Source organism: Streptomyces sp. NPDC097107, assembly GCF_044762405.1.
Classification (GTDB): Bacteria; Actinomycetota; Actinomycetes; order Streptomycetales; family Streptomycetaceae; genus Streptomyces; species Streptomyces thinghirensis.
Window position 1 is genome coordinate 448,956 of sequence record NZ_JBIWEF010000004.1, and the last position, 14,030, is coordinate 462,985.

General features: G+C 66.9%; 6 protein-coding genes and 1 pseudogene. 6 read left to right on the forward strand and 1 reads right to left on the reverse strand.

What is annotated here, in order from left to right:
• Positions 1–144: 144 nt before the first annotated feature.
• On the reverse strand, positions 145–492 hold the full coding sequence (locus ACIQ1J_RS12220) for a hypothetical protein (protein WP_403556462.1): 348 nt from the start codon (positions 490–492) through the stop codon (positions 145–147).
• Positions 493–625: 133 nt separating this feature from the next.
• On the opposite strand from ACIQ1J_RS12220, the pseudogene ACIQ1J_RS12225 reads away from it, so the two are divergent.
• The 6 genes and pseudogenes from ACIQ1J_RS12225 to brxD all read left to right on the forward strand — a co-directional run bounded on the left by ACIQ1J_RS12225 (position 626) and on the right by brxD (position 14,026).
• Positions 626–1,467, forward strand: a pseudogene (locus tag ACIQ1J_RS12225) (Scr1 family TA system antitoxin-like transcriptional regulator).
• Positions 1,464–1,679, forward strand: coding sequence for a DUF397 domain-containing protein (locus tag ACIQ1J_RS12230; RefSeq protein ID WP_403556464.1), 216 nt, complete (start codon positions 1,464–1,466; stop codon positions 1,677–1,679). The pseudogene ACIQ1J_RS12225 and the gene ACIQ1J_RS12230 overlap by 4 nt, the downstream one beginning before the upstream one ends.
• 128 nt (positions 1,680–1,807) lie before the next feature.
• Positions 1,808–5,512 carry a BREX-2 system adenine-specific DNA-methyltransferase PglX gene (gene pglX / locus ACIQ1J_RS12235; protein ID WP_403556466.1) on the forward strand — a complete coding sequence of 1,235 codons (3,705 nt, stop codon included), beginning with the start codon at positions 1,808–1,810 and terminating at the stop codon, positions 5,510–5,512.
• Positions 5,513–5,820: 308 nt separating this feature from the next.
• Positions 5,821–9,720: a DUF6079 family protein gene (locus ACIQ1J_RS12240; RefSeq protein WP_403556468.1), complete on the forward strand. Its 3,900-nt coding sequence runs from the start codon at positions 5,821–5,823 to the stop codon at positions 9,718–9,720.
• Entirely contained in the window at positions 9,717–12,710 is a 2,994-nt protein-coding gene (pglZ, locus tag ACIQ1J_RS12245; RefSeq protein WP_403556470.1) for a BREX-2 system phosphatase PglZ, read from the forward strand. The genes ACIQ1J_RS12240 and pglZ overlap by 4 nt, the downstream gene beginning before the upstream one ends.
• Positions 12,707–14,026: a BREX system ATP-binding protein BrxD gene (gene brxD, locus ACIQ1J_RS12250; RefSeq protein ID WP_403556472.1), complete on the forward strand. Its 1,320-nt coding sequence runs from the start codon at positions 12,707–12,709 to the stop codon at positions 14,024–14,026. The genes pglZ and brxD overlap by 4 nt, the downstream gene beginning before the upstream one ends.
• Positions 14,027–14,030: the final 4 nt, after the last annotated feature.

Below are 14,030 nucleotides of genomic sequence, written 5' to 3' on the forward strand. Positions count from 1 at the left end.
GCCGCAGCTGGAGGTACGGGCCGACCCGGTCCATGACGACCCCGGTCCGGTTCGTGCGCTCGTCGACCACGACCGTTCCGGTGGCCGGTGGGTGCAGGGAGGTCGCGTGCGGACTCGGAGGCGGGGCGCTGGGTGGTGGTGCGGTCACCTGTCCCCGCCGCTGCCGGGTCCGTTGCCCTCGCTGGTGTTTGCGCCGACGGCTGTTTCCCTGACGTCCGCCACGTCGGTGAGTAGGACGGTCAGACGGTGAGCCGTGGACAGGTTCACCCGCCCCAGCTCCAGGAGCGGACGGTGGACGGCGGTCGTCGTGCAGGACGCCAGGTCCGGCCCGAGGGACGGCAGGGTGATGCCGTGCCGTGCGAGGGCGGCGCTGAGCTCGTCGGATACGGCGAGTGCGGAGGCGAGGGGGTTGTCCGGGAAGGGGTAGGTGAACGGGGCGGCCGGGATGGCGTGTTCGGTTCGGGTACGAGTGGGGTGATTGTCGCTGTTCATTCTCACAGCGTGCCTGCATGGAGCTACGCTCAGTAGAGGTCGCGTGCCAGCAACGGAGTTGCGGGCAGCATGCGGCACTCGGCCCCGCGGAATCGGCGGGTGCGTACATGGACACCGCAAGGGGGCACAGCCGATGGCCGGCCGACAGAACCGTAACCAGGACCTGGACCCGTTCACCTCGCCGAGGACCTTCTTCGGCAGTGAACTCCGCCGGGCCCGCGAGGCCGCCGGCCTCTCCCAGGACCAGCTCGGCGAGCGGGTCTTCTGCTCCGGCACGTACATCGGCCAGTTCGAGTCGGCGACGAGACGACCACAGCCGGACCTGTCCAAGCTCCTCGACGACGTCCTCGACACGGGCCAGCACTTCCAGCGCCTGTGCGAACTGGCCCGCAAGTCCAAGCACGCCGACTACTTCGCGGACGCGGCGGAGCTGGAGACCCGCGCCAAGACGATCAGCGAGTACGCGCCGATGCTGGTGCCGGGGTTGCTGCAGACGGAGGGGTATGCGCGGGCGCTGACGAAGGCCACGTTGCCTTACGCCTCGGCGGACGAGGTGGAGAGGTACGTCCGAGCCCGAGTGGAACGTCAAAGATCCTCAACGACCCTACAGGGCCGCTGTTGTGGGAGATCGTTCACGAGGCAGCCCTGCACGTGCCAGTTGGAGGAGCGGATGTCATGGCCGAGCAACTGGTGTGGCTCGTGGAGCTCGCCCGTACCCGCGGAGCCTTGGTCCAGGTCCATCCATACAGTGCTGGGCCCCATACCTTCATGATGGGGGTGGTGTCCCTGATGACGTTCAGAGACGCCCCGCCTGTTGCCTACGTAGAAGGTCCACACAGTGGCCAGCTCATCGACGATCCGGCACTGGTTGAGCGTTACCAAACGTCATACGATCTGGCCAGGGCCGCCGCACTGCCGCCGGAGGCGTCCCTCACCCTGATCGAATCGGTGGCGGAGGACTTGCCGCAATCATGATCACCCCGCTCGACTTGAGTAACGCGGTATGGCGCAAGTCGTCATACACCAATGGTGAAGGGGGGAACTGCGTCGAGATCGCAGAAGGCTTCCCCGCAGTGATGCCTGTCCGCGACAGCAAGCGTCCCCAGGGCCCAGTCATCGTCGTCGCGACTAAGGGATGGGCCTCCTTCGTGGCAGCGGTCAAAAAAGGTGTGGTCGGCCCACACTGAAAGACTCCTCACGATCTGTGTCAGCCCCGTCACTCACCTGAGAGACGGGGCCGTGTCGTGGTCCAATGGATGCTTGTGCGCCGCAGGGCGCCTTCCGTGACCAAACACCTCAACTGTTGGTGGGCTCAGTGATTGACAGCGCGCGTCTGCTCAAGGACCTGCAGAAGCAGGTGGCCGGGGTCGAGCAGGACCTTCACTCCCAGCTTGGGGCGCTTCCCGAGGTCGAGCGACGACTTCTCAATGAGCATGACATGGCCTTCAGGGCACGTAGAACGTCGGCTGCATCCTCCGAGTGGGTCGGTGAGCGCGTGACACAGGCGGCCGTTGCATGGATTCTCGGCACGGTTTTCGTTCGCTTCTGTGAGGACAACCACCTTCTTCCACACCCGTTCCTGGCAGGCTCAGCACCTGGCGATCAGACACACGCCCAGGAGCGACATGACCAGTTCATGACGCTTAATCCCGCTCATACCCACCGTGACTGGCTTATGTCAGCGTTTGATGAGATCGGTGCTTCGCCAGCCGGGCAAATGCTTTTCGATAGAGCCCATAATCCGCTTTACCAGATCCCTCTCTCCAACGAAGGAGCGAAGAGTCTGATCGAGTTTTGGCGCCTCCATGAGGAAATTGTCGAGTTTGGCACTCGTATTGTGCATGATTTCGAAGACCCCGAACTGGGCACTCGCTTCCTCGGCGACCTTTATCAAGATCTCTCGCAAGAAGCCAAAGATAAATACGCGCTCCTTCAGACGCCTGAGTTCGTCGAGGAATTTATTCTCGAGCGTACGCTAGATAAGGCAATTGAGCGCTTCGGACATGACGTTGTTCAGATGATCGATCCAACCTGTGGATCAGGGCACTTTCTGCTGGGGGCGTTCCATCGTGTCCTCGCAGAGTGGGAGAGGAAGGCTCCCAGTGACGACGTCCACGTTCGCGTTGCGGGTGCTCTTAATGCAGTGCATGGCGTCGATGTCAATCCATTTGCCGTGGCGATCGCTCGTTTCCGTCTGCTTATTGCTGCCTTCAAGGCCGCCGGCGTAGCGAGTTTGCAAGATTCAGCCGGATATGATTGGCCGCTCCATATTGCGACAGGGGATGCCTTGCTGAAGAGTGAGCAAGGGAAGCTCTTCGAAGCAGATGGTGTTTCGCGCGCGGAGGGCGATCGCGATTTCTGGTTCAATACGGAAGATTTGACTGAGCATCTCGACATTCTTAAGCCGGGTCGTTACCATGCGGTGGTTGGGAACCCGCCTTACATTGCTGTGAAGGATTCCACCCTCAGGGACACTTACCGCCGCCTGTATAGAAATGTTTGCCACGGGAAGTATGTTTTGTCCGTGCCTTTCATGCAGCGCTTTTTCGAACTTGCAATCCGAGATGAGGAAGGGGCTGCCGAGCCTGGTTATGTCGGGCAAATCACTTCCAACTCTTTCATGAAACGCGAATTCGGCGAAAAAATGGTACAGGGGTACCTCAAGAATTCCGTAGATCTGACCGAGGTGATTGACTCTTCTGGGGCCTATATTCCTGGTCATGGCACTCCAACAGTAATCATTATTGGGCGGAACCGTCCTTCCTCCCTCGGTGCAAAGACCGTACGGGCTGTCCGTGGAGTGCAAGGAGAACCTGCCCCTCCGAAGGATCCACAGTTTGGTCTCGTATGGAGAGATATCGTAGAGAGGGTCGATGCTCCTGGAAGAAGTTCAGGCGCTTGGGTTTCTGTCGATAATCTCGATCGAGCTAGTTACTTCGGCAAGCATCCGTGGATGCTTGCCGATGGTGCGGTAGAAATTCTCGCTGAAATCGAGAAGTCGATGGTCAGGCGCCTTGAGGATGTTGTCCAGTCAGTCGGAATCGCCAGTTTCACGCTGGAGGATGATCTTTATGTGCTGCCGCGGGTAAGCGTGCAACGTAAGGGATTGGACCCTTCCTTCATTCGCACCGTTGCACTTGGTGACGAGGTGCGAGATTGGAGCGTATCGCCCGAGAACGTAGCGGTATTCCCTTACCGCCAAGACCTGACGCCTGTGAAGGCAGTGGAGGGGGCGATACTCCGTTACATGTGGCCTGCCAGGACTAACTTGTCGCGGGGCATCATGTTTGGGCACAAAACCAAACTAGAGGCAGGTATGAAGTGGTATGAGTTCGGTCGGCTTACTCGAGTCAAACTTCGAACTCCACTGTGTATCAATTTTGCTGAAGTAGCAACCCATAATCATTTCAATTTTGATCGAGAAGGCGCGCTTTTCAATAGAACCGCCCCCATTATCAAACTGCATGAAGGTGCCACGGACGAGGAGCATCTCAACTATCTTGGTGTCCTGAACTCGTCTGTCGCATGTTTCTGGCTAAAGCAAATGTGTCACAGTAAGGGGAGTGCTGTCGACAAGAAAGGTGCGAGGCAGTCGAGGGTTCCGTTCGATGATTTCTATCAGTTCAATGGGACTAACGTTCAAGAATTTCCACTCCCTGTCAGGTTTCCCGCTGCCCACGCAACCGAATTGGATGCCCTCGCCCAAGAGCTCGCTTTGGTGAATCCCTTCGCCATTGCAGCCGATCCGGGCAAACCGCCCACGGTAGAGCTTCTGACGCAGGCGAAGTCAGAATGGAATCGCATCCGCGCCCGGATGATCGCCGTTCAGGAAGAGCTGGACTGGGAGGTCTACGGCATCTACGGGCTGTCCGATGATCTCACCGCACCCGAAGGTGCGCTTCCCGTGGAAGGCCTCGCCCTAGGTCAGCGAGCCTTCGAAATCGACCTCGGCAAGCGCGTAAAGGATCAGGGCGTCAAGACGGAATGGTTCCGGCGCCACAAGTCCAAGATGATCAGCGAGATCCCGACCGATTGGCCCGATGCGTACAAGGAGACCGTCCGCCGCCGGCTCGAAGCCATGAAGAACTCCTCCGTGATCGGGCTCATCGAGCGCCCCGAGTACAAGCGGCGCTGGCTTACCGACGAGTGGGACGTCCAGCAGCAGGCAGCGCTCAAGGAGTGGCTGCTCGCGCGCATGGAGTGCCGGGAGCTCTGGTACGAGACGGACTACGACGGGACGGAACGCCCCCGCACCCGCTCTCTCCCTGAGCTGGTCGACGACCTCACCCGTGATCACGATTTCGTAGCAGTCGCGGAGCTCTACGCACCCGGCGAGGAGCTGTCCGTGATTGTCCCCAAGCTGGTCGAAGACCAGCATGTGCCGTTCCTGGCGGCCCTGCGCTACACGGAGGCGGCACAGAAGAAGAAGCGCGAGGTCTGGGAGCAGGTCTGGCAGCGGCAGCGGGAGGAGGACGCTGCCACCGCCGCTGGGGATCACCGCAAGGCGCTGGAGATCAGGGACGGCACTCCCGTCCCGCCGAAGTACACAACCGCCGATTTCCGCAAGGCTTCCTACGCCACGCAGCGCGGCGGCCTCGACGTCCCCAAGGAGAGGTTCATCTCCTACAGCCGCACCCTCAACCCGGCGATCGAGGTCCTGGGCTGGGGTGGCTGGGATCACCTGGAGCAGGCCGCGGCCCTCACCGAGACCATCGAGGCCCGTACGACCTCCGGAAACTGGGAGCGGGAGGACTTCATCCCCTACCTCGCGGGTCTGCTGGAGCTGCTGCCGTGGCTGAAGCAGTGGCATCCCGAGGACGCGGGCATGTTCGAGGAGGCGCTGCTGGACTGGCAGCGGGAGGAGGAGTTCGCGGTCACGGACGAGGAGCTGCGCGCCTGGCGCCCCGCACGCAAGGCGGCGAAGAAGGGCACGGGCAAGCCCGCCGGCGGGAAGAGCCGGAAGGCGAAGGACGAAGGGGCCCCCGCCGCCCCGGCGGAGTCCGGGGACCGACAGGAGTAGTCGCCACCCCTCGCGGGGCCACTGCGAGGGTCCTGCCCACCCTCCCCGCCCGCGCTCCGCTCACCCGCGCAAACCCGGCAGTTCCGTGCGCCCCGCACGTTAGGCTGAGGTATTCGGGTGACGCGGGCCGTCCGGGTCGGGCGATCGGGTGTGCCGTGCGCGGGTGGTACGGCGGGCGGGGCGCCGGTCCGGTGACCGGTGCGTGCGGCACCCGGATACAGGGGCGGACGGCCCGGCGAGCGGTGGCAACCACTCAGGCCGGCCCGGGCGGCCGAGCGGGCATTGACGGGACACACGAGGAGTACGCGATGGCACACCCCACCCAGCCACTGCTGCGTGAGGTCATCGACATCCCGACCACCATCAGCCACGAGAGTTTCGTGCTGAAGCTCACCGAGGCGCTGGGTAGCGACGAGGAGCTTTCGAAGGCGCTGGACGCGTATGTCCTCACCGACAACCTCGTGGAGAAGTTCGGGGAGGCCCTGTCCCTCATCGAGGCCGCGCTGACCAGCGGCAGCTCCAAGGCCGCCTACCTCCACGGCTCCTTCGGCTCCGGTAAGTCCCACTTCATGGCGGTGCTGGCCGCGCTGCTCGGCATTCAGGAGCGGGCGTCGCTCAGGATGCGCGGTCACGAGAGCTTCGCCGGGGCCATGCGCGAGCACCCCTGGCTGCACCACACGAAGTTCCTGCTGCTGCCCTTCCACATGCTCGACGGCAAGTCCCTCGAACAGAAGGTGCTCGGCGGCTACGTGGAGCACATCCGCCGTCTCCACCCCGAAGCCCCGATCCCGCAGGTCTATCGCACAGACGCGCTGTTCGAGAACGTCCGCAGCCACCGGGAGCGGATGGGCGACAAGGCGTTCATCGACGGACTGCCGGGCGGGGATGCCGAGGACAAGTGGGGCGACTCGGTCTTCTGGACCACTGAGAAGCTGGACACTGCGCTCGCCGCCGAGCAGACGGACGAGGACACTCTCAACGAGGTGGACCCGCAGTGGCACCGTGAGCCCGTCACCCCCGGCGGGCTGCGCGCCAAGCTAGCCTCCGATGCGCTCACCACTTGGTTCAAGGGGCTCTTCCGGGACGCTGCCGAGGACCGGCAGGCGTTCGTCTCCCTCGACAGGGGCCTCGGCATCATCGCCGCGCACGCGAAGTCCCTCAACTACGACGCGCTCGTCCTCTTCCTCGACGAGCTGATCCTGTGGCTCGCCAACCGCATCCGGGACGAGAAGTTCGTCTCCGAGCAGGCCGCCAAGATCACCAACTTCGTGGAGGGCAGCGACGCCCGCCGGGCCATCCCGGTGGTCTCCTTCATCGCCCGCCAGCGCGACCTGCGCGAACTGGTCGGCGACGAGGCCGTGCTCGGCTCGGCCGAGGTGTCCATCCAGGACACCCTCTCCCTGGCCGACGACCGGTTCCGGACGATCCCGCTGCCCGACAGCGACCTGCCGGCGATCGCGCACGCCCGGCTGCTGGAGCCCCGCAAGGACGTGCCCGACGCGAAGGCTCGCATCGACCAGGCGTTCACCAACATCAAGCGCGTGAAGCCCGACGTGTGGGACGCGCTGCTCGGCGACAGCAAGGACATCACGACCGCGGACGAGGACGCCTTCCGCCGGGCCTTCCCGTTCTCGCCGGCCTTCATGGACACCCTGGTGCGGGTCGCCGAGGCGCTGTCCCGCTCCCGCACCGGTCTGAAGCTCATGGGCCAGATGCTGTACGACCAGCGCGACACCCTCCGCCTTGGCCAGCTCGTGCCCCTCGGCGACCTGTACGAGGTGCTGTACCGGGGCGGCAGCGACCCCTTCACCCAGACCCTGCGGGAGCAGTTCCGGTCAGCGCAGGAGCTGTACAAGAACAAGCTCCAGCCCTACCTCCTCGGCCGGTACGAGCTCACCTCCGACGACACCGAGGCGTATCGCCGAGACCCGGACGGACTCGACCCCGCCGTACGCGCCCGGGTGGAGTCGTTCATCGTCGACAACCGGCTCATCGGCACGCTGCTGCTGTCCGCCCTCGTACCAGCCGTGCCCGCCTTCCAGAACCTGACCGTCAAGCGGCTCACCGCCCTCAACCACGGCATCGTCACCTCCCGGGTGCGCGGCTTCGAGGCCAAGGAGGTCGCGAAGAAGGCCAAGGAGTGGGCCGACGAGTTCGGCGAGATCAAGTACACCGAAGGACCCGACGCGGGGATCTCCCTGGAGCTCGTCGGGGTCGACTACGAGTCGATCATCACCCGCGCCCAGACCAACAACAACCCGTCCAACCGCCGCGGCCTCCTCAAGCGCATGCTGTGGGAGGAACTGGGGGTCACCGAGGGGCAGCTCGACGACCAGCTCAACCTGTCGTGGCGCGGCTCCCGGCGGTCCGCCGAGGTCCTCTTCGGGAACCTCGCCGACGCCAACACCCTGGACGACGAGAAGGTCAAGCCGCGCCAGCCGGGCAACTGGCGGCTCATCGTCGACATGCCCTTCGACGACGTCTACGGCGAGGCCGAGGACCGTGACCGCATCATGCGGCTCAAGAACCTCCCCGACCACGACGAGATCCGCACCATCGGCTGGATCCCCGCGCACTTCACGCACGCCATGTACACGAAGTTCCAGCGGCTGGTCATCATCGACTACGTTCTCAACGGACAGCGCTTCGAGTCCTACGCCGGACACCTCAGCCCCAACGACCGGGAACGTGCCAAGGACGCCCTGCGCAACCAGCACCGCCGCCTGTCCAGCACCGTACGGACCGCCCTCAAGCAGGCCTACGGCCTCCTGCCGAAGGACCCGGCGGTCGTGGGCGGCTACGACGAGCACATCCTGCCCGTCCCCGACATGCAGGGGATCGTGCTGGAGTACAACCAGTCGCTGTACGACGCGGCGCGGCGCATCATCTCCGGCGCCCTCGCGCACCAGTACCCGGCCCACCCCGACTTCGACCCGCAGAACGAGCAGCTGTCGGTGCGGACAGCGGACGTCAAGACCGTCTTCGGGTATCTGCGCGAGGCCTCCGACGAAGGCACCGACGTCGTCGAGATCCGTCCGAAGGACCGCCCGCTGATGGCCCGCATCGCCGGTCAGAAGGGTCTGAAACTGGGCACCATGTTCGAGGCCCGCTTCCAGCTCGGCCGGCACTGGGAGGAGCACTTCGGGCAGAAGGCCGGCACCGCCTACGACGACAAGGACATTCCCGTCCACGTCCTCCTCGGCTGGATCGACGAGCCCCTGCCGTACGGCCTCGACCCGGTCCTCGCCAACCTGGTGCTGTGCGCCTATGCCGAGCGCACCGACCGGGTGTGGACCTACCACAACGGTCCCGCCGCGGTCGCCGACCCCACCGCCCTCAAGACCGTCTACAGCCTGCGGGCGCAGGAACGCCCCACCGAGGAGGCGTGGGACGAGGCCGTCGAGCGCGCGGCGCGGATATTCGGCGAAGGCCCGCTGTCGCCGATGCGCCGGGCCCGCATCATCGCCGAGTTCAGCGACCGGATCAGGGCACGGGCCGCGCAGCTGCGCCCCGCGGCGAGGAAGCTCGTCGACGAGCTGGAGGAGCACGCCGGCTACCTCGGTCTGGACACCGAGAACGACGAGGGGCGCCTCGGCACCGCACGCCGCGCAGCCGTCCTCGTGGACGACCTGGCCGACGCAGACCGGCATGACCCGCTTGCCGTCGTCACCCTGCTCGCCGGTGCCGACACCGGTGACCGGGCCGGCCAGGAGCGGATCGGGACGTCCCTGATCAGTGCGCCCGCCGTCCTCGGCGCGCTGACGGGCGTGCCCTGGTCCAGCGTCTACGACATGGCCCGCGACGTGCGCGAGCCGTACGCCACCGAGGCCCGCGTCGTCCTCGACTCCCTGCACGGCACGGCACGGGCGGACGAGAACACCGCCGTCCTCGGTACCGCGCTGGAGAGGGCGACCAGGGAACTCACCGCGATTCTGCGCCGTGCCAACGCCGCACAGACGTCGCCGCCCGCGGCCCCCGCCGCCCCGCAGCCCGGTCCCGCGCCCACCCGGTTCCCCCTGCCCAGCAACGGCGCTCCGGGCCGGTACGGCAACGGCACGTCCGTCGCCGTACCGGAGCAGTCGCACGGACAGTACGAGGCGGAGGCCGCCGACGCCACCGACCGGCTGCGGGCGGAACTCGCCGAAGTGACCGAGATCCACCCGCACGTCCGCGTCCAGGTCACATGGCAGGTGATCGACCAGCCGTGAGCACGAACAGCACCACCGCTCCACCGCCCGGACACGGCACCGGGCAGTCCCGTCCCAGGCCTGCCCACCCCGCCGCCGTCGTCCAGGTACTGGAGGCCCGTTCCTTCACCGAGGGCGAGCCCCGCATCGTCCTCATCCGTGCGGAGCCGCACTGGAACGGGCCCCGCAGGCTGCCGCTCGGCGGCGGCCGGAGCGCGCACATCACCACCGCCGTCTCACCGCTCGCCGTGCTGGACACACTTGTCGCATGGGACCGGATCGACGCCGGGGAACGGGACGTGCTCGCCGTCCTCACCGACGTGGAGGACGCCGACCTCGGCCCCGGCCTGCTCGCCCGGGTCTACCGCAACCGCGTCTACCCCATAGAGCCCTGGGCCGTCGTCCGCCGCCTCTTCGGCGCCGTCGACCTCGACCCCCGCCTGATCGCGGAGGGCTGGGCCGCCGAAGCCCTCATCGACGCGGCGGGCCAGGAGAGCTGGCCCAAGACGCCCGGCACGGTCCTCTCCCGCGACACCGCCCTGTCCCGGCTCGCCGCCGGACGGCTGTCCACCGCCGCCCACCGCCTCGACCCCGGCCGGCTCGACCTGCACGCTCTGCTGGCCTGGTCCCTCGCTCCCGGCGCGGTCGAACGAGTCGCCTCGCTGCGCAAGCAGGAACGGCGCGGACTGGCGGCCTGGCTCGCCGACCCCGACCGGGTGGGCCTTCGCTCTCACCAGGCGCTCACCGCCCTGTTCGCGCTGTTCGAGGCGGGCAACGGGGCGGATGCGGTGCCCATGGGGCTGGTGTGCGCTGCCCTGTGGGGCGGGAAAGCACCCACGGGAGTGGACCGAGCCCGTGGGCGCGCGGAGCTCAAGTTCGGCGGTCGACGGCTCGACGACGACACCTTCGCCGCCTTCGGCGCCGAGACCGAGGACTACGTCCGGGTTCTGCTGACCGCTCGCTCCGCGGACGTGACCGAGGACGAGCCGGTGCTGCCGGGGCCCGACCCCCGTGCCCTCATGGCCCGGGCCGACGTCCTCATCCGTGACATGGGGGCGGAGGACGCCGCCGCGGCCAGCGACCTGCTCGAGACCGGGCAACAGGCACGCTACGGAGCTGTTGCCCGCGTACTGGCCGCCTGTGTTCCCACCGACCCGGGCGAGTCCCCGGCCGAGCGGCGCGTCCGAGACCTGGCACGCGCCGTCGAACGGCTGGCCGGGCACGAGCTGTCCCGGCTCGCCAGCCACCGCAGGACGATGACCCGGATCCGTATGGCTCAGCGACTCGTGCACTGGCTCGCCCAGCCCCCGGCTACCGGATTCGCCACCGCGGCCGAGGCGGTGCAGCAGCACATCGCCACCTACGGATGGGTCGACCTCGCCCACGGTTGGATCAGCGACGGCGACCACGCACACCCGGAACTGCCCGGCGCGCTCGCCACACTGAGCACCGCCGTACGGGCCCGGCGGCACGCTCTCGACGAGGCATTCGCCACCCGCCTCACCGAGGAGACCCGCAGCGGTGCCGCGCCCCGCGACGCCCTCGTCGTCGAGGACTTCACCCGCCGCGTCCTGGCACCGGTCGTCAAACCCGCCCGCGCGTCGAGCGCCGGAAGCCCGCCGCTCCTCCTCGTCGTACTCGACGGAGCGAGCGCCGCCGTGGCATCGGCCCTCGCCGAGCAACTGCGCACACGGTCCTGGGCCGAATACGACCCGGTGACCGACACCGCGGGAGACCGGCAGCGGCGCGGGATGCTCGCTGCGCTGCCCACGATCACCCGGGCCTCCCGCGGCTCGCTCTTCGCCGGGGAACTCACCGAGATCGACCAGCAGGAGGAACGCAGGCGTTTCGCGGCACACCGCTTCTGGGGCGGAGCGAAAGTCCAGCTCTTCCACAAGGCCGACCTGCGGGGAGACGCGGGACACGCCCTCGGCGGTGAACTCGCCGAGGCACTCGCCGATCCCGACATCCACGTCGCCGTCGTCGTCAACACCGTCGACGACCGCCTGGGCGAGGACCGGGCCATGTCCCACTGGCAGCTGAACGAACTCCTCGGCATGGAACAACTGCTGACCCAGGCCCGCACCACCGGTCGTGCGCTGGTCATCACCGCCGACCACGGCCACGTCATCGACCACGGCACCGACAAGGAGAACGTCCCCGACGCACTCTCCGCACGGCACCGCCGAGGCACCACACCGGCGTCCCGCGGCGAGACTGTCCTCACCGGGCGGCGTGTCGTCGCCGAAGGACAGCGCATCACCGCACTGTGGGACACCGGGCTGCGCTACGGAAACCGGCAGGCCGGATACCACGGCGGCGTCGCCCTGGCCGAAGCCGCCATCCCCGTGCTGGCCTTTGTCCCCCACGGCGCTTCCGTACCGAAGGGCTGGCGAGAGCTCGGCCCCCAGCGGCCCTTCTGGTGGTCCCTGAATGAGGGCACCGTTCCCGGCGCACCGGCACCGGCCACCACACCACCGGCCACCACACCACCGGCCGTCACATCGCCGGCCAGGCGCACCCCCTCTGCCGCCGATCAGAGGAAGAGGGCGGAAGAGCAGCAGGCCGCTGAGCACGAGAGCGGCCAGGGAGCCCTGCTGTCCTTCGACGACATCAGCACAGCCGAGCCGCCCAAGACGGCCGCCGCTCCTCCCCAGCCTGTCCGCGCCCCCGCCTCGGCCGCCGAACAGCTCGTCGAGGAGCTGCGCGCGTCCGACATCATGAGCGCACAGCTCGGCTCACTGCCACGCCCCGAGGAATTCGACACCGTCGCAAAGGCCGTCCGGGCACTCGTCGACGCCCACGGAATCCTGCCGGTCACCGTGGTCGCGGAACAGGCCGGGAAACGCGCCACGCGCGCCGCAGGCTTCGCCGCCACACTGCAACGCGTGCTCAACTACGACCAGGCGGAGGTCCTCACCCTCACCGACAACGGACGCTCCCTCCGGCTCGACGTACCGTTGCTACGACGCCAGTTCCGCATCGACACGACAGGCGGAGCACGGACGTGAAAGCCCAGGGCATCAGTCCCGAACGCCGCATGCGACTGATCGACGCACTGCGCCGAGGCGTCGTACCCGAGACCGGACTCGGCATCCTCGCGGTCGGACTCAGCCGGTTCGAGGCCGCCGTCGACGCGGAACTCGACGCGGTCGCCACCGGATCGGCCGTCTTCAAAGCCGTACGGGGCGAATACGGCTCGGGCAAAACCTTCTTCACCCGCTGGCTCGCCGAACGCGCCAAGCAGCGCAACTTCGCCGTCGCCGAAGTGCAGATCTCCGAGAACGAGACACCCCTCCACAAACTGGAAAAGGTCTACCGGCGACTCACCGAACGCCTCGCCACCAGCACCTTCCCGCCCAGTGCCCTCCGACCGGTCGTCGACGCCTGGTTCTATGCCCTGGAGGAGGACGCACTCGCCGCCGGTGCCACCGACGACGAACTGCAGGAGGCCGTGGACGGCCTCCTCACCGCACGCCTCGTCGAGGTTTCCCGTGTCGCACCGGCGTTCGCCACCGCTCTGCGCGGTTACCGGCGCGCCCAGGACGCGGGCGACGACGCCACCGCCGAATCCGTCCTCGCCTGGCTCGGCGGGCAGCCCCACGTCGCCGCGGCGGCTCGCCGCAGTGCGGGCGTCCGCGGTGACCTGGACCACTTCGGAGCGCTCGGCTTCCTCCAAGGCCTGCTGACCGTACTCAAGGACTCCGGCCACCCCGGACTGCTGCTTGGCCTCGACGAGGTGGAAACTCTGCAGCGAGTCCGTTCGGACGCCCGGGACAAGGCACTCAACGCGCTGCGCCAGCTCATCGACGAGGTGCACTCCGGGCGGTTCCCAGGCCTCTACCTTCTCGTCACCGGCACGCCCGCCTTCTTCGAAGGGCCGCAGGGCGTCCAGCGGCTGGCACCGCTCGCCCAGCGTCTGGCCACTGACTTCACCACCGACCCACGGTTCGACAACCCGCGCGCCGTGCAGCTCAGGCTCCCCGGTTTCACCGTGGAATCCCTGACCGAACTAGGCGGCAGGGTCCGGGACATCTATGCCTCGGGCACCGAACGCGAAGCCGCAGGGCGAGTACGCGTCGTCGTCGACGACTCCTACGTGGCTGACCTTGCGCGCGCCGTGGCGGGAAATCTCGGCGGCAGAGTCGGCGTCGCACCAAGACTGTTCCTCAAGAAGCTCGTGGGTGACGTACTCGACCGTGTGGAGCAGTTCGAGGACTTCGATCCACGCAAGCACTACGCGTTCACGGTCACGGACTCCGAGCTGACCGGCACCGAGAGGAACGCCGCGGCAGGCTCGGCCGACGACATCGAACTCCCTCTGTGAGGCG